The sequence below is a fragment of the Staphylococcus sp. HMSC056G08 genome (assembly GCF_001812305.1).
GTDB classification, from domain to species: Bacteria; Bacillota; Bacilli; order Staphylococcales; family Staphylococcaceae; genus Staphylococcus; species Staphylococcus simulans.
In genome coordinates this window covers 51,209-66,828 of sequence record NZ_KV808465.1, presented here as the reverse complement: position 1 = coordinate 66,828, position 15,620 = coordinate 51,209, and the positions used below count along the sequence as shown (strand labels likewise).

The window sequence follows — 15,620 nt, the reverse complement described above, 5'->3', positions numbered from 1 at the left end:
TATGGGACCTTACTTCTCACGTTGATAAAGTTTTACTTTTTCTTCTAATTGGTCTAGTAAACCAATCCATTCATCAACATCTTCAACACTGACTTTATCTGGATCCACATGATCAATTTCATCTACAAATTCAGATAATCTCGTTTTAATGTTCGTAATTAATTCATTTTCGCTCATTTTCATGATAAGGCTCCTTCTTTAAAAATATAATTCTATTCTAACATGCGATTGACAAAATTCACTAGAATATTAATAATATGGAATGACTCATCTTTTGTGATTTGAATCTTTCACTTCACATTACCCCTTTTTTATTAAGAAATACATTGTATAGAAAGAAGGCAAAATTATGATTGGCCAATCTACGAATATTAAAAAGCCGATTACTATAGCAAATGATCCTTGGGAGGCATACAACGATGTCGAAGCGTTCGGCAGCTTGCAGTTAAGCAATATTGAATTCACCACAACGAATTTATGTAATATGCGCTGCAGTCATTGTGCTGTCGGTTATACCTTACAAACAAGAGACCCTGAACCGCTTCCAATGGAATTAATGTTTAAACGTTTAGATGAAATTCCTAATTTACGTACCCTATCTATCACAGGCGGCGAACCGATGTTTTCTAAGAAATCAATTCGAAATGTGGTTAAACCGCTATTAAAATATGCCTATGATCGCGGTATTTATACACAAATGAACTCTAATCTAACTTTACCGCAAGATCGCTATTTAGATATTGCTGAATACATAGACGTGATGCATATTTCACACAACTGGGGAACAACGGATGAATTCGCTACAGTTGGATTCGGTGCAATGGAAAAACAGCCGCCGCTTAGAGCAAAACTCAAACTTTATGAACAAATGATTGAGAATTCTAGAACATTATCTGAACAAGGCATGTTTGTCTCTGCTGAAACGATGTTGAACCAAAGCACGAAACCTTACCTTGAAAAAATTCATCGTGAAGTGGTAAATGATATGAAATGCAGTCGACATGAAATTCATCCGATGTATCCATCTGATTTTGCGAGTCAGCTTAACGTACTTAGTTTGAAAGAAATTAAAGAAACTATACGTCATCTTTTAGAAATTCGTGACGAATCTGTATGGATGTTGTTTGGGACACTACCGATTTACCCATGCATTCAAGATGAAGACGATGCACAATTATTCAAACAACTGCGTTCAGCAAAAAACGTCAGCTTACGTAATGATCCAGACGGCCGCAGCCGTTTGAACGTCAATGTCTTTACTGGCGATGTGATTGTGACAGACTTCGGCGATGAGACAGGTTCTATTTCTAATATCCAAACCGATCGTCTTACAGATGTTTTCGACAAATGGCTCGCTTCAGACTTAGCACAAAGTTTGAATTGTCATTGTGCACCGGTACATTGCTTAGGACCGAACTTACTAGTAAAAAATATGTATTATCCAAATACTGATTTCCGAGAAAAAGAAAAAATGATGCATCGCATCTTCCAACAACAATAATGTTAATAATACAAAATGGCATCTCAACACTTCATTTTATGTTGAGATGCCATTTTTAATTGCTTATTTTATTCAATATGTCGTCTTCTCGTTAAGAACTCTAAGGTATCTTTACTTTCTTGACGACGTTCTTTTCTGCGTTTTACACGTGCAGGCGCAGTACTATGGAACCATTCTTGAATTTCACCTTCAGGATAAACATCTGGTACTTCTGTTGGTTTGCCGTTTTCATCTAACGCTACAAATGTTAAGAAGCTGAGTGCTGCCATATGTTTTTTATCATTGATGATATCTTGAAGAATGATTTGTACACAAACTTCCATTGAACTTGAACCAGCGTATGAAACCATTGCTTCATATGAAATAATATCTCCATTACGAATAGGTAATAAAAAGTCCACTAAATCTGTAGAAGCTGTAACAACTGGCGTACTGCTGTGTTTCATAGCGCAGATTGCCGCAATTTCATCAATGTTCGCCATTAAGAGTCCACCGAACATAGTATGATGATGATTCGTATCTTGCGGATATACTTGACGATCTTTTACAGTTTTTGATGCTGACATTGGTTTACTTTCTCTTTGTTCCACAATTGATCTCCTTTATGAATTGATTATATTTATTTTAGTAAGCCCAGTTACCGTCTTTAAACACAATCTCTTCTTCCCCATCTTGCGTGATACCATAAATCGTTAAATCTGCGCTGCCAATCATGAAGTCTTCATGAATAAACGCATCATTTAAACCTTCTTCTGTTAATTGTTCACGTGTCATTTCTGTACCGCCAATTATCGTAAACGGATAACCAGCGCCTAATGCGATGTGGCAAGAAGCATTTTCATCTAACAATGTGTTATAAAAGACGCGATTACGATTTGAAATCGGTGAATCGTCTGGAACTAACGCGACTTCCCCTAGATATCTTGAACCTTCATCAGTATCAAGTAAGTCACGTAATACTTCTTCCCCTTTTTCAGCAGAAAAATCTACAACTTTGCCATCTTTAAATGTAAGCGTAAAGCCATCGATCAGCGTTCCGTTATAGCTGAGCGGAAGTTTATTTGTCACATGACCGTTTACACGATTACGATCAGGGGCTGTAAATACCTCTTCAGTTGGGATATTGGCAATAAATTCTTGTCCATCATTTGTGAAACTTGTCGCATCTTGCCATAAATGATTCTTAGGCAAGCCAATTGTTAAATCTGTACCTTCTGAAACATAGTGAAGTGCTGAATATTGTTTGTTTTGTAGATATTTAGCGTGTTCACTTAAGTTTTGGATATGTTGATTCCAGTTTTCAATCGGATCATTACCATCTACACGAACAATGTCTAATAATTCATCAATGAATTTTTCATAAGCTGCTTCAGCATCTAATTCAGGATAGACACGTTGTGCCCATGCTTTGTTCGGATATACGACTACACACCATGGTAAGTCATTATTTTGAATTGCTTCCATATATCCTTTGAATCCTTTTGAATAAGCTTTGCCGAAAGCTGCTTTTTTAGCACTATCTGCATCACTTAATAAATCAGGGTCAGAACTCATTAAAGCTAAATTCGCAGCACCACGTTTTACATAATCCATACGTTCTTCAATATCATAATCTTTCAAATCATTTTCTTCGAAGTATTCTACAGATTCATGTTCAAATTTTAAACGTCTTAATGTATCATCTGCATATTTTACTCTTACATCAGAAGCGCCGCGTTTGTATGCTGCCTCAACGATATCATGCGTTAATTCTAAAGCATCTACTGATGAACGAATAAATACTGGTTGCCCCTCTTGCACATTCATACCGACATCTACGATAAGTTGTGCATATTGTTTTAGCTTTTCTTGTAATTGTGACATAACAAAGTTCCTCCTTATTCTGACTGCTGTTTGTTCTTACGATTGTCGTAGTTCGCCTAATTCAGATGCGATGGCAGTCACTTCACTTGGTGAAAATTTTTCTTTTGAAGTAACAAAGCTATGAATTTCTTTGATTTTAGCTTCATCTGCATCTTCAAATTTATCAGGATCGATTAGATTAACGTTTACCACGTTTAGTTTCTCTCTGATATCAATGATCATATCTCTATTTGTTTCTGACATTTAAATCACCTCTTTATGTTTATATATTATCAAACTCAACAATTCCTGAAAACTTTTGATAATTTACTCTTTAGATGTTGGTTAAAAACCGATAAGATAATATTATATGGGTTATTTCATCAGAGTTCGGGTAAATATTATCTATGGAACGTTAGGTATACCTTGTATCTATGTTCATCATACGCTTTATTTATCCGGCTGAAAAATAATTTGGAGGTAAAATATGACTACAGTAGCATTTGTCTGTTTAGGCAATATTTGTCGTTCTCCAATGGCTGAAGCAATTATGAAACAACGTCTGAAAGACCGCGGTATAGAAGGCATTGAAGTTGTCTCACGCGGTACAGGCAGTTGGAATTTAGGCCAAGCACCTCACGAAGGAACACAACGCATTCTAAATACTCACAACATACCTTTTGACGGTATGATCAGTGAACTATTTGAATCTACGGATGACTTTGATTACATTATTGCGATGGATCAAAGTAATGTGGATAACATTAAGCGTATCAATCCAGAGTTGAAGGGCCAATTATTCAAATTGTTGGAATTCAGCGATATGGAAGAACAAGATGTACCTGATCCTTACTATACAAATAATTTTGAGGGTGTATTCGATATGGTACAATCATCATGTGATAATTTAATTGATTACATTCTTAAAGACACAAATTCTAAAGAGGGGTAGATAAATTATGAATAACAAATTAGTACCAGGCATTTTATTAGGCGCTTTAGTCGGCGGAGCAATTACATTAGCTGACAAAAATACGCGAAATGCATTAAAAAGTAGTATTCAGAACTTAAAAGAAGGTAAACGTTCTGACAGAGGACCTTCAAAAATCAGCGTAATCAAAGAAGAAGTTCTTTACTGGAAAGATGCTATCGAAGAAATTCGTCGCAATAACCCAGAATTAGAACGTGCATTGAAAAATGCGAAAAACACGTTACAAGAGCGTAAACAAAACGATAAACACTTAAACTAATTATAGGTTTAAGAGCATTACAATGCGTTGACTATAGGGATAAACTTAAGTGAGTTTTACTCATCTAAGTTCTATCCCCCTTTTTTCAACTCATTGACCAACTGAATATAGTAATAAAGGAGTACATGTTATGTCTCATTCAAATGAAAAAGACAAAAATAATAAAAAAGAAGGGATTTTTCAAAAAGTAAAAGAAAAGTCTGAGGGTATTACACACGAAGATCATAATAATTATGTGGCACCGCAAGAATTCAAATCTAAGTCACCAAAAAAATCAAATCAGACATTCTTTGTAGCTAGAAATAACAAACCGGCTAAATATACGAAAGATTCCAATTTCTTTTCATTTTTAATTTATCGAATTGGTAAAGATGATGCGACAGGCTTAGCAGCACAGCTTTCATATTACTTTATGTTATCACTGTTCCCTATGTTGCTATTTTTGCTTTCACTTTTACCATTATTCCAAATCGATAGAAATAAAATTGTCGGTATGATTGCAAAAAATGCACCTGCTTCTACAGCGGATCTACTGACAGGTATTATCGAAGATATTATGAAAAATGCCAGCGGCGGTATTTTATCAGTAGGTTTGATTTTGGCACTTTGGTCTGCCTCAAATGGTATGACAGCCTTAATGAACGCGTTCAACGTAGCATATGATGTTGAAGACGGCAGAAACCCTATCGTATTGAAATTAATCAGTGTGCTATTCACTGTGATTATGGGTGCAGTATTTATTGCGGCCTTAATCTTACCAGTTTTCGGTCAACAAATCGGTCATTTATTATTTGGTCCGCTTGGACTTGATAGCCAAGTGAAATGGGTATTTAGTATTTTACGATTCTTATTACCATTTATCGTGATTTTCTTATTATTCTCAACACTATATGCCCTAGCACCGAATATCAAAATTAAATTCAAATCTGTATTACCAGGTGCACTTTTCGCATCAATAGTATGGATTCTAGGTACTGCAGCGTTTGGTTTCTATGTTTCAAACTTCTCAAACTACTCTAAAACATACGGCAGTATCGGTGGTATCATCGTGTTAATGTTATGGCTATATATCACTGGTTTCATCATCATTGTCGGTGCTGAGATCAATGCGATTATTAACCAACGCAGAACATTGAAACACGGAGATTCACTTGAAGAACGTGAATTTGAACGTGCAGAAATGCAGAATCCTCATACTGAAAGATAATCATATTACTTAAAGAGCAAGTCACTTTGTATAAAATCAAAGTTGATGTTGCTCTTTTTCTTTTATTTTTTAAAAACATGTTATTTTATGTATTCATTAGGGTATGATAATATTTGGTTAGTGACATTTTTGTGAACTAGTCATGACAGTCAATTCATCTTGATATAACAAAACAACTAAATTCAGGATACAGGAAGTGTAAATAAGATGACATTATTAGACAGTATTTTATCTTACAATAAGGAATTTGTGGAAAACAAAGAGTTTGAAAACTATTCCACAAGTAAAAAACCAAATAAAAAAGCAGTATTATTCACTTGTATGGATACACGTTTACAAGACTTAGGCACAAAAGCTTTAGGTTTTAATAACGGAGATTTAAAAGTAGTCAAAAATGCAGGCGCTATTATTACGCATCCATACGGTTCTACAATTAAAAGTTTATTAGTTGGTATTTATGCATTAGGTGCTGAAGAAATTATTATTATGGCACACAAAGACTGCGGCATGGGTAGTTTAGACGTAAATACTGTAAAAGATGCAATGAAAGAACGTGGCGTTACTGATGAAACGTTTGATATTATCAAACACTCTGGTGTAGACGTGGACAACTTCTTAGAAGGCTTCGAAAACGCAAGTGATAATGTTAAACATAATATTGATATGCTTTATCATCATCCATTATTTGATAAAAAAGTACCAATTCATGGTCTTGTGATTGATCCGCATACTGGCGAATTAGAATTAATCCAAGATGGCTATGAACTGGCAGAAAAAAATAAATAGTACATAAACTGTATTATGGATAATACAAAGGCAAGATTGAAAGCACTCATTTTCAATCTTGCCTTTTCTTTTATTGAATTAAATCGTGTTGGAATGCGTAAATAACAGCTTGTGTTCTATCTTGAACTTCTAGCTTGCTTAGTATATTACTCACATGTGTTTTAACTGTTTTAATCGTAATATGTGACGCACTGGCGATTTCTTGGTTAGAATAACCTTTTGCGATTAACAATAAAATTTCCATTTCTCTATCTGTTAATAATTCATATAATTCAGCACGTTGATTCATGCGATTACGCATTTTAACAAGTACTTCCGCTTCAAACACCGCTTCGTTACGATATGTTTTACGAATCGCTTCTGCGATATCACTTGCGCTCGTCGTTTTTAGAATATAACTGTCTACCCCAGCGTCTAAAGCACGATACACTTCATTATCCTCAATATAACTTGTCAGCATCAATACTTTAATCTGAGGTAAATCTTTTTTAATCTGCATTGTAGCTTCTACGCCATCCATGTCTTCCATCAACAAATCCATCAAGATTAAATCAGGCTGCAATTCATGAGCTTTTTCAATTGCTTCTTTACCTGATTTGCCTTCCCCGACGACTTCTATATCAGGTTGTGTAGATAAATAACTTGAGATGCCGATACGAACCATTTCGTGGTCATCGACAAATAATACTTTAATCGCCATCATTTTCCTCCTTATTCAATGGAGCCTTCACTTCAATTCTTGTCCCTGCCCCAGGCAAAGAAACAATATGCAGTTTTGCCCCGATTTCTAATGCTCGCTCTCGCATATTCTTCAATCCATAGCTTTTCTCCATTTTTTCATCTACATCAAAGCCTTTACCATCATCTTGAATACGCAATAACAGATAATCATCTTTATTAAATAAATCTATCGTTAATTTTGTGCCTTCTGCATGTCGCAGTGTATTGGAAATCCCTTCTTGGGTGATACGGAATAAATGATCTTCTATGCCTTTTGGTACCTCAAAGTCTTCAATATCATAAACTACTTTCATAGGCACTTTCTTTTGTAAGTCCACAACAAGATCTTTAATTCCTTCCCCAAGTGAGCGATCTTTTAAGCCAAGCGGTCTTAAATGTAATAACAATGCACGCATTTCTAGTTGCGAATCTTGGACCATCTTTTCTAGTGTTGGAATTTGCTGATCAAGTGGCGGTTCAAGTGGTGATTCCTTAATCGCCGATAACATCATACTTGCCGCAAATAATTGCTGACTAACTGAATCATGCAATTCCCTAGCTAAACGCTGGCGTTCATCTTCTATAATTTTCTTCACTTTAACGTCATTTAAATTATATGTTTCGTTGGTCAAATCTTGTGTTTTAATACGTAGTCGATGTAATTCTTGGTTTAATGGCACAAGTGTATGATAGATATCCAAAGTTTCTTGGTAGAGTTCGATATTTTGATCATTAATACCGACAACTTCCCCTTCAATGGAATGTTCAATTTGTGTTTTAATCCAATCATTTTGTTCGTTCACTTTATACGCTAACACAGAACCAACAATAATACTCATCAAAATCACTATAATATTTAAAAATAAGAAAACAGGAATGCCGAAAATCTGCGTGTAAAACATTCCTTGAAAGTAGATGATGTTGACGAATACTTTGTCTATAAAAAAGAAAATCGCTAAAATACTATAGTTCAATATCAGCATCGAACCGATGGCTCTGATATAGTGGTTCATCTATAAACCACCTCAACATCACCAATAAATGTCGAAGTATAAATATTGATGTTATAGTTTTCTTCTTTTGTTTCTTCAGTCATTTGGATATGATTATTTTCAATCTTAACCGTATTCTGATTCACAGTCGCATTACCATAAAATGCTGCTGCGTGAAGATTGATATTGTAATTCATCGGCACAATAATTTGAATCTTACCAATGAAGTGTCTCATCACAATCGTGTTATTTTCTTTAATATTTGCTGCTTTCGTTAAATCAATATGGATATCGCCGATGCCATGTTGAATTTGCAAGTCTTCCCACTTATAAACATAAACAGGAGTTCTTTGATTACCGAACCATTTTTGTTTAATAAATTGCGGTGAAGTAACTTCTTCATCAGAAGCAATAATCTTCATCGGTTTAAATTTGAAGACGATATAACGAATAATAATCAGCACTAAGAAAATAAAAAGAATAATAATCGTATATTTGTTAGAGAGCAGTGTAAAGGCAATCATTAATACACCAATCCAAAAGGCCAACAGACCTCGGACTTTATGGAAATAAAGATAGCCTACGTACATTAAGATAATCCCTAATAATAATACGAGAATAAAGCCGATTTTTTCAAAAAAGATATAGTAAAAATTGGCTATAATCATTAATGCTGTAAATATTATCAACATCTCAGTTGAGATATACTTATTGGTCATGTTTCGCCACCTTTTCTATGCAACTAAACTCATTTGTGCAATCATATCACATTCTCTTTCAAGCGTAATACGTGTTTTATTTTGCTCTGATAAATCTGCTTCAATTCTTGCACAATCAGATTCTGCTTCGTTTAAGTCATGCATTAATGCAGACAACTCTGCATTATTGATATTTTCCATGCGTTGTACATTGCTGATTTGATATTGATCCATCAAATCGATGTATTTATTTTCTACTTCAGTTGTCAATTGTTCAATATATGCCACGATATTTTGTCTTTTGCGGTTTAAATAAGCGATATATTGTTTAGTTGAATGTAACTTTCTGTTTAAATGCGCTTGGCAATTCGTAATACTGTATTTAACTGTAGTGTGATAAAGTTTGTCTAAATAAATTGCTATGATATTCATGGAATCACCTCATTTATGATTGATTCCATTATAAAATAATTCCAGACGCCTCACGATAGGCTCTGGAACCATTTTACTTTCATACTTTAGTCCTAATTCCCATAATACCAAGGAATTATTCTTCTGTTTTATCTATTTTCGTTGTTAATAATGGACCATCTTTCGTCACAATAACCGTATGTTCGATTTGTGCGACATAACTTTTATCGCTTGTTTCAAAAGCCCATTCATTTTTACCTTCAGTTACAAATGTTGCATTAGAAGAAATGAAAGGTTCTACTGCAATCACAGTACCTTCTTTTAGTAATGTTTTATCTTTTGGATCATAGTAGTTTAGAACGTAATTAGGTGCTTCATGTAGTGAACTGCCTACACCATGACCTGTTAAGTTACGGATAACTTTCAAATCATTTTTACGTGCAGTTGCGTGTACTGCTTTACCGATTTGACTTAGTTTGCTACCTGGTTTGACTTTTTTCATTGCATTGTCAAACGCTTCTTCAGCAACTTCACATACTTTTTGTTTCATCGGGTCACTTGGTTCACCCACAACAAATGAAATACCAGTATCTGCATAATATCCATTTTTTAATGCAGATACATCTATATTAACTAAATCCCCTTCACGGATTTTGCGTTTACCTGGAATACCATGTGCCACTTCTTCATTTACACTGATACAAGTTTGACCAGGGAAATTTTCATCATGGATAGGTGCAGACAAAGCACCGTGTTGTTCAAATAAATCTTTAGCAATGTTATCTAATTCTTTAGTTGTTACACCCGGTTTTGTTGCTTCTTGCATTGTATCTCTGACTAATGCACAAATATATCCGATTTCTTTTAAGCCTAATAATTCTTCTTCTGTTTTTACAATCATGTGCGATCCCTTTCCTTATTCAATAATTGATAATGCAGCGCACGTGCGCTTATATGTCTCATTATGATACGAAATTATCATAATTAACACTCATTCTTTCTTATTATAGCAAAAAATGTTTGTTATACTAAATCTGTAAGAAGCAGTTCATTCGTTAATAACTGCAAATGGAACTATGTTGCAACAAAGTTGCCGACATCAAGTGAGGTAAATTTTTTTATGACACAAGACAAATGGTATCGCAAAATTATCGGCGCAAGAACTATCAAAACTGGACTTGCCACATTTTTGACAGCCTTCTTTTGCATGGCGCTCAATCTTAACCCGATTTATGCCACTTTAAGCGCCATCGTCACCATTGAACCAACCGCAAAAGCATCACTCAAAAAAGGATATAAACGTTTGCCTGCGACTGTTATCGGTGCGCTCTTAGCTGTACTCTTTACGTATATTTTCAGTGATAAATCAGCACTTGCTTATGCGATGAGCGCCACCTGTACAATCTTTATTTGCGCAAAATTAAAATTACATGATGGTATTACAGTTGCGACTTTAACCGCTATGGCCATGATACCAGGTATTGGAGATCATTATTTATTTAATTTCTTCTCACGACTTTTAACAGCGGTCATCGGTTTGGTTACAGCTGGTTTGGTAAACTTAATTGTTTTACCGCCGAAATACTACCATCAAGTTGCTGAGAACGCACAAAAAGTTGAAACAGATATGTATCATCTCTATAGTCTACGTTTAAAAGAATTGGTGAATGAAAAATTTAATTCTACTAAAACTAATCAAAAATTAGAAAAATTACTTTCAGCCATCTTGCGAGTAGACACATTAATTCGTTACCAAAAAGACGAATTAGAATACCACAAAGACCAAGAAGATTGGGTTAAACTTAAAGCACTGTCTAATCGTGCACATACAGATCGCCTGTTTATTACCCATTTATCTAACATTGTCTATTTGCCTAAGAACACTAAGTTTCACTTCACGAAAGCTGAACAAACAGCTATCTTGAACATCGCAGAAAGTATCAGTGAAATTATAGAAACAGGTGGTTTTGAACGTGTAGATGAAGATGCTGAAATATTAAAACGCAGTGTGATTCGTTTAGATGAATTTGAAAAACAACAAGTTAAAAGCCATATCATTTATGAAATTCTCATGACTTATCGTATTCTCGATGAACGTTATGCTTAACAGAAAAGGTCACTTTTTGAACTGATTTTCAAAAAGTGACCTTTTTATTTAAATTATAGCTTTTAGTGCTATCTTGTATTTCTTATTTATTTTCAAAGCGATCGACAATGGCTTGTTTAGCCGCTTCTTCTGCAGTATTATCCAATTGACGCGGTTCAAATGGAATACCTTTACGAATACATGCTTGCTCTAATAAGTAATCTGTAATTTCATGGTTCTTCGGTAAAATCGGGCCATGTAAATAAGTGCCTAACAAGTTTTTATAATGAATGCCTTCTTTACCGTCTTCATCGTTATTACCAAATCCATGCGTTACTTTTCCTAATGTATCATAGTTATGATACGTTCTGCCGCCGTGATTTTCAAAACCGACAATTGTTCCGAATGTATCACTTTCAATGACAATATCACCTGTCAGACGTTCTTTTTTAGATTGTGTATAAAAATCTAAAATACCTAGGCCTTCAAGCTCTGTCCCATCAGGTGTGATGTACTTATTACCTAAGAATTGATAACCGCCGCAAATTGTTAATCCAGGCATTCCTTCTTCTATGGCATCTTTCAATTTACTTTTGATTTTACTTAATTCTTTCGTCGCAAGCGCTTGTTCACGGTCACTGCCGCCGCCGATAAAGAAGATATCACATCCATCAAAAGTTACACCTTCTGTTTCATTGACTTCAACAACGTTCAATTTGATATTGCGCCATTTTGCGCGTTGTTTTAATGCGATGATATTACCGATATCGCTATATAAATTCAATTTATCTGTCATAAAATGATATAACGTTAATTCATTCATCTTTGTTCCCTCATTTCAAACGAACGGTTTAATTGCTCTAACATCGGCGCAAGTGATGTATAGTTCGGAATTGCGACAGTCTTACTTGGATAATCCATTGTTTTAGCTGTCGCTTTATAAATATCACGTTCTACAATAACTGGTACATCCACTTCAGCAAGTTTTAAACGTAATTGTAATTCTTCAGCACGATTACCTGTGACAATAATTGCTTCTATATCTTGTTCGCTTAGTTTTTCAAAGTCAGCATCGTAAATCCATGAAATATCTCTGCCATCTGCCGCATGGTCATTTAAGCTGATGACATAGACTTTTTTGCCTTCAAGCTGTTCGCCCATAGATAAACTTGCATTCATCCCTGCTGGGTTTTTCGCCAAATTAATCATAGCTTCTTTTGAACCTGATTTGAAATACTGCATACGTCCATTATCTGATGTATATGTTTCAAAGCCTTTACGGATAGATTCATCATTTAAACCTAATTCACGTAAAACACTATACGCTGCGATGGCGTTATAAGCATTAAAGTCACCAGCAATTTTCATATCGAATGTTGTATCACCAATCGTTAAATGAATAAAAGGTGATACTGTGAACTTAGACACTTCATACTTCGGTTGCTCACGTTTAAAACCACATTCGCAATGATAATGACCGATTTGATTATAGTGAATATAATCATACACTAATAAGCGACCACAGTTCGGACAATATTTGCTTTCATTCATCGTACTTTGTTCAAACTCATGTGCATGTGCTTTCATGCCGTAATAGACATTAGATTCACTCGCAATTTTTAAACGACTCACAAATGGATCATCGGCATTCAATAATAGTTTAATGCCTTTATGACTGATGGCTTCTGCGATGTTGTTAACCATAATATCAATTTCACCGAAGCGATCCATTTGATCGCGGAAGAAGTTCGTGAAGACCATCATTGTCGGTGTCATTTCTTTTAACACTCTTGGTATAGAACCTTCATCGATTTCAATAATTGCGATTTTTGTATCTGGTTGAGATTGTACGATGAATGCAGATGTAATCCCTGCAGCCATATTCGCACCTTCATTATTATGAATTATTTTTATATTATTGGCCTTTAATGTATGACCTATTAAATTCGACGTAGTTGTTTTACCGTTTGTACCACTAATAAATACAACATCATCGACTTGTTCTGCTAAATTTCGTAATATATTTTTATCAATTCTTCTGGCTACTTGCCCTGGTAAATCTGTACCGCGTTTCCCTACAGCACGGCTGGCTCTGCGCGCTAACTTGGCTAAGTTGATCGCCGTCCATTGTCTCATTCGCTTCACTCCTCTAAATATCAACCTGAATAATTATAACACGTCTCAGACTTTAATTAAAAATATTCTATAAACACTATCAAAGTCAAACACTTGACTCTCACTTTCCTATCCAGTAGTATTTTATTACTTAAATCATCACATATAGAAAGGTCGAATTACTTTTGAAACACCAAAATGCATTTGTTGCGTTGGACTTTGAAACCGCAAACGGTAAGCGTACAAGTATTTGTTCCGTCGGTATGGTTAAAGTAGTTGAAAATGAAATTGTTGAAACGTTTTATACATTAGTGAATCCTAAGGACTACTTTTCTAATCAAAACATCAATGTACATGGCATTAAACCTCAAGATGTTGAAACAGCGCCTGACTTCAATTTTGTGTTGCCTTACATGATGCAGTTTATAGATAATTTACCAGTTGTTGCGCATAATGCCGCATTTGATATGACAGTAATGCATGCCAGCATTCAAGCCTTAGGTTTACAGACACCTAATATGACTTACTTCTGTTCACTACAACTTGCTCGTAGAACCATTAATAACCGACGGTACGGTTTAAAATACATGATGGATTATTATCATTTAGATTTTCATGGACACCATGATGCTTTAAATGATGCGAAAGCTTGTGCCATGATAACTTTTAGATTACTGAAGCACTACAACAGTTTATCTGACATGCTTGCAGTCTATGGTAAAAATTTAACAGATAAAGGATAACCGATTGAACTTACCTGAATAAATGTTCAACCGGTTATTTTTTCTAAAGAAAATCATATATCGACATATTTTGATATTCTGTTTTTTCTAAATTACCCACTGTTACACCAATTAGCCTGATTGGTACCTCTGGATCTTTAAGTTCGTTGTAAAGTGTATAAGCAATATTATAAATATCAATCTCATTTCTAACCGGATCTCTTAAGCTACGTTGTCTCGATAATGTTTCAAATTGATGTGTTTTAATTTTTACCGTTACAGTTTTGCCTGATTTTTGAATACGACTCAATCGTTCTGCTGTCTTCTCACTTAACTCTCTGACTTTCAATAATATTTCTTCATCATCATTAACGTCAGTTGTAAAGGTTCTTTCAGTGCCGACTGATTTACGGATACGATGTGCTTTAACAATATTAGTGCCGCGTCCTCTGGCTTTCTCGTATAATCCATGTCCACGTTTACCAAATATCCGTATTAATTCGCGTTCATCTTTTTCATATAAGTCTTTACCGTTGTAGATGCCATGTTCATGCATAATGGCTTTGGTTGCTTTACCGACACCTGGGAAACCGCCGATATCTAAGTTCATTAATATCTCGTGGACATTTTGATAATTAATAATCATCATACCGTTCGGTTTATTCATACCACTGGCGAGTTTAGCGAGGAATTTATTGTAGGAGATGCCGGCTGAAGCGGTTAATCCGGTCTTTTCCCAAATATCATTTCTAATATACTGTGCAATGGCAGATGCTGGAAGATCCGGACGTACCAGATGCGTGATATCTAAATAAGCTTCATCTAGCGATAACGGTTCAACGACTTCAGTATAACTTTTAAAGATATCCATAATTTCTTTAGAGGTTGCTCTGTAAACATCAAAGCGAGGTTGAATATAATAACCATTCGGACAAAGTTTATGTGCTTGTGCCATTGGCATCGCAGAATGCACCCCATACTTTCTCGCTTCATATGAGGCCGTTGTCACAACGCCTCGGCCACTTGCCTTTCCTCCGACAATGACAGGCTTCCCTCTCAATTTAGGATTATCCCTCACTTCTACTTGCGCATAAAAATAATCCATATCGATATGCACAATACGTCGCTCTTCCATACCATTCACCTCCATTAAACAATGTACTTATCATCTATTATATATTATCTTGGCAAGCTTTAATTATTTATTACCTATGACATTTTTGAATTTCACTAAAATACGTTAATTATTTTCAGTAATTATTAATTATATTAACTTTACATTACCTTAAC

General features: G+C 35.0%; 19 protein-coding genes. 7 read left to right on the top strand and 12 right to left on the bottom strand.

Annotated features, from left to right (window positions below; genetic code table 11):
* Positions 1–9 precede the first annotated feature (9 nt).
* The gene (locus tag HMPREF2846_RS14365; protein ID WP_096754677.1) at positions 10–177 is read right to left on the bottom strand and encodes an SE1561 family protein; all 168 of its coding nucleotides are present in this window, start codon (positions 175–177) and stop codon (positions 10–12) included.
* Positions 178–349: 172 nt separating this feature from the next.
* Here HMPREF2846_RS14365 and yfkAB point away from each other — a divergent pair, with 172 nt between their 5' ends.
* Positions 350–1,501, top strand: a complete 1,152-nt coding sequence (gene yfkAB, locus HMPREF2846_RS06655; RefSeq protein ID WP_070626230.1) for a radical SAM/CxCxxxxC motif protein YfkAB — start codon at positions 350–352, stop codon at positions 1,499–1,501.
* A gap of 68 nt (positions 1,502–1,569) precedes the next feature.
* On the opposite strand, the gene HMPREF2846_RS06650 is transcribed toward yfkAB, so the two are convergent.
* From HMPREF2846_RS06650 to HMPREF2846_RS06640, 3 genes are read right to left on the bottom strand one after another with little or no spacing between them, the layout of a single operon-like run.
* On the bottom strand, positions 1,570–2,067 hold the full coding sequence (locus HMPREF2846_RS06650) for an acyl-CoA thioesterase (RefSeq protein WP_070626246.1): 498 nt from the start codon (positions 2,065–2,067) through the stop codon (positions 1,570–1,572).
* Positions 2,068–2,125: 58 nt separating this feature from the next.
* A complete protein-coding gene (locus tag HMPREF2846_RS06645; RefSeq protein ID WP_070626228.1) occupies positions 2,126–3,364 on the bottom strand; it encodes an aminopeptidase in 1,239 nt (412 codons plus the stop codon).
* A gap of 36 nt (positions 3,365–3,400) precedes the next feature.
* Positions 3,401–3,607 (bottom strand): DUF1128 family protein, encoded by a 207-nt coding sequence (locus HMPREF2846_RS06640; RefSeq protein WP_002481657.1) that lies wholly within the window; start codon positions 3,605–3,607, stop codon positions 3,401–3,403.
* Positions 3,608–3,830: 223 nt separating this feature from the next.
* Here HMPREF2846_RS06640 and HMPREF2846_RS06635 point away from each other — a divergent pair, with 223 nt between their 5' ends.
* The 4 genes from HMPREF2846_RS06635 to HMPREF2846_RS06620 all read left to right on the top strand — a co-directional run bounded on the left by HMPREF2846_RS06635 (position 3,831) and on the right by HMPREF2846_RS06620 (position 6,586).
* A complete protein-coding gene (locus tag HMPREF2846_RS06635; protein ID WP_023015860.1) occupies positions 3,831–4,295 on the top strand; it encodes a low molecular weight protein-tyrosine-phosphatase in 465 nt (154 codons plus the stop codon).
* Positions 4,296–4,302: 7 nt separating this feature from the next.
* On the top strand, positions 4,303–4,593 hold the full coding sequence (locus HMPREF2846_RS06630) for a hypothetical protein (RefSeq protein ID WP_002481659.1): 291 nt from the start codon (positions 4,303–4,305) through the stop codon (positions 4,591–4,593).
* 130 nt (positions 4,594–4,723) lie between these two features.
* Positions 4,724–5,800, top strand: coding sequence for a YihY/virulence factor BrkB family protein (locus HMPREF2846_RS06625; protein WP_002481660.1), 1,077 nt, complete (start codon positions 4,724–4,726; stop codon positions 5,798–5,800).
* Between the two features lie 207 nt (positions 5,801–6,007).
* On the top strand, positions 6,008–6,586 hold the full coding sequence (locus HMPREF2846_RS06620; protein WP_002481661.1) for a beta-class carbonic anhydrase: 579 nt from the start codon (positions 6,008–6,010) through the stop codon (positions 6,584–6,586).
* Positions 6,587–6,656: 70 nt separating this feature from the next.
* On the opposite strand, the gene HMPREF2846_RS06615 is transcribed toward HMPREF2846_RS06620, so the two are convergent.
* The 5 genes from HMPREF2846_RS06615 to map all read right to left on the bottom strand — a co-directional run bounded on the left by HMPREF2846_RS06615 (position 6,657) and on the right by map (position 10,308).
* The gene (locus HMPREF2846_RS06615; protein ID WP_002481662.1) at positions 6,657–7,286 is read right to left on the bottom strand and encodes a response regulator transcription factor VraR; all 630 of its coding nucleotides are present in this window, start codon (positions 7,284–7,286) and stop codon (positions 6,657–6,659) included.
* Positions 7,276–8,319, bottom strand: a complete 1,044-nt coding sequence (locus tag HMPREF2846_RS06610) for a sensor histidine kinase VraS (protein ID WP_070626226.1) — start codon at positions 8,317–8,319, stop codon at positions 7,276–7,278. Before HMPREF2846_RS06610 ends, HMPREF2846_RS06615 begins: the two co-directional genes overlap by 11 nt.
* The gene (gene liaF, locus HMPREF2846_RS06605; RefSeq protein ID WP_002481664.1) at positions 8,316–9,017 is read right to left on the bottom strand and encodes a cell wall-active antibiotics response protein VraT; all 702 of its coding nucleotides are present in this window, start codon (positions 9,015–9,017) and stop codon (positions 8,316–8,318) included. Before liaF ends, HMPREF2846_RS06610 begins: the two co-directional genes overlap by 4 nt.
* A gap of 15 nt (positions 9,018–9,032) precedes the next feature.
* Complete coding sequence (locus tag HMPREF2846_RS06600) at positions 9,033–9,428, bottom strand: hypothetical protein (protein WP_002481665.1); 396 nt, start codon at positions 9,426–9,428, stop codon at positions 9,033–9,035.
* Between the two features lie 115 nt (positions 9,429–9,543).
* Positions 9,544–10,308, bottom strand: coding sequence for a type I methionyl aminopeptidase (gene map / locus HMPREF2846_RS06595; protein ID WP_060803962.1), 765 nt, complete (start codon positions 10,306–10,308; stop codon positions 9,544–9,546).
* A 219-nt stretch (positions 10,309–10,527) separates the two neighbouring features.
* On the opposite strand from map, the gene HMPREF2846_RS06590 reads away from it, so the two are divergent.
* Positions 10,528–11,514 (top strand): FUSC family protein, encoded by a 987-nt coding sequence (locus tag HMPREF2846_RS06590; RefSeq protein WP_002481667.1) that lies wholly within the window; start codon positions 10,528–10,530, stop codon positions 11,512–11,514.
* An 82-nt stretch (positions 11,515–11,596) separates the two neighbouring features.
* On the opposite strand, the gene HMPREF2846_RS06585 is transcribed toward HMPREF2846_RS06590, so the two are convergent.
* The gene (locus tag HMPREF2846_RS06585) at positions 11,597–12,316 is read right to left on the bottom strand and encodes a lipid II isoglutaminyl synthase subunit GatD (RefSeq protein ID WP_023015863.1); all 720 of its coding nucleotides are present in this window, start codon (positions 12,314–12,316) and stop codon (positions 11,597–11,599) included.
* Positions 12,313–13,629 carry a lipid II isoglutaminyl synthase subunit MurT gene (locus tag HMPREF2846_RS06580; RefSeq protein WP_002481669.1) on the bottom strand — a complete coding sequence of 439 codons (1,317 nt, stop codon included), beginning with the start codon at positions 13,627–13,629 and terminating at the stop codon, positions 12,313–12,315. Before HMPREF2846_RS06580 ends, HMPREF2846_RS06585 begins: the two co-directional genes overlap by 4 nt.
* A gap of 164 nt (positions 13,630–13,793) precedes the next feature.
* On the opposite strand from HMPREF2846_RS06580, the gene HMPREF2846_RS06575 reads away from it, so the two are divergent.
* The gene (locus tag HMPREF2846_RS06575; protein ID WP_023015864.1) at positions 13,794–14,351 is read left to right on the top strand and encodes a 3'-5' exonuclease; all 558 of its coding nucleotides are present in this window, start codon (positions 13,794–13,796) and stop codon (positions 14,349–14,351) included.
* A 43-nt stretch (positions 14,352–14,394) separates the two neighbouring features.
* On the opposite strand, the gene dinB is transcribed toward HMPREF2846_RS06575, so the two are convergent.
* Positions 14,395–15,465, bottom strand: a complete 1,071-nt coding sequence (gene dinB, locus HMPREF2846_RS06570) for a DNA polymerase IV (protein ID WP_002481671.1) — start codon at positions 15,463–15,465, stop codon at positions 14,395–14,397.
* Between the last annotated feature and the right edge of the window lie 155 nt (positions 15,466–15,620).

Bases quoted from the DNA above. Each gene is read 5' to 3' on its own strand.
- HMPREF2846_RS14365 (WP_096754677.1), bottom strand. From the start codon at position 177: ATGAGCGAAAATGAATTAATTACGAACATTAAAACGAGATTATCTGAA.
- yfkAB (WP_070626230.1), top strand. From the start codon at position 350: ATGATTGGCCAATCTACGAATATTAAAAAGCCGATTACTATAGCAAAT.
- HMPREF2846_RS06650 (WP_070626246.1), bottom strand. From the start codon at position 2,067: ATGTCAGCATCAAAAACTGTAAAAGATCGTCAAGTATATCCGCAAGAT.
- HMPREF2846_RS06645 (WP_070626228.1), bottom strand. From the start codon at position 3,364: ATGTCACAATTACAAGAAAAGCTAAAACAATATGCACAACTTATCGTA.
- HMPREF2846_RS06640 (WP_002481657.1), bottom strand. From the start codon at position 3,607: ATGTCAGAAACAAATAGAGATATGATCATTGATATCAGAGAGAAACTA.
- HMPREF2846_RS06635 (WP_023015860.1), top strand. From the start codon at position 3,831: ATGACTACAGTAGCATTTGTCTGTTTAGGCAATATTTGTCGTTCTCCA.
- HMPREF2846_RS06630 (WP_002481659.1), top strand. From the start codon at position 4,303: ATGAATAACAAATTAGTACCAGGCATTTTATTAGGCGCTTTAGTCGGC.
- HMPREF2846_RS06625 (WP_002481660.1), top strand. From the start codon at position 4,724: ATGTCTCATTCAAATGAAAAAGACAAAAATAATAAAAAAGAAGGGATT.
- HMPREF2846_RS06620 (WP_002481661.1), top strand. From the start codon at position 6,008: ATGACATTATTAGACAGTATTTTATCTTACAATAAGGAATTTGTGGAA.
- HMPREF2846_RS06615 (WP_002481662.1), bottom strand. From the start codon at position 7,286: ATGGCGATTAAAGTATTATTTGTCGATGACCACGAAATGGTTCGTATC.
- HMPREF2846_RS06610 (WP_070626226.1), bottom strand. From the start codon at position 8,319: ATGAACCACTATATCAGAGCCATCGGTTCGATGCTGATATTGAACTAT.
- liaF (WP_002481664.1), bottom strand. From the start codon at position 9,017: ATGACCAATAAGTATATCTCAACTGAGATGTTGATAATATTTACAGCA.
- HMPREF2846_RS06600 (WP_002481665.1), bottom strand. From the start codon at position 9,428: ATGAATATCATAGCAATTTATTTAGACAAACTTTATCACACTACAGTT.
- map (WP_060803962.1), bottom strand. From the start codon at position 10,308: ATGATTGTAAAAACAGAAGAAGAATTATTAGGCTTAAAAGAAATCGGA.
- HMPREF2846_RS06590 (WP_002481667.1), top strand. From the start codon at position 10,528: ATGACACAAGACAAATGGTATCGCAAAATTATCGGCGCAAGAACTATC.
- HMPREF2846_RS06585 (WP_023015863.1), bottom strand. From the start codon at position 12,316: ATGAATGAATTAACGTTATATCATTTTATGACAGATAAATTGAATTTA.
- HMPREF2846_RS06580 (WP_002481669.1), bottom strand. From the start codon at position 13,629: ATGAGACAATGGACGGCGATCAACTTAGCCAAGTTAGCGCGCAGAGCC.
- dinB (WP_002481671.1), bottom strand. From the start codon at position 15,465: ATGGAAGAGCGACGTATTGTGCATATCGATATGGATTATTTTTATGCG.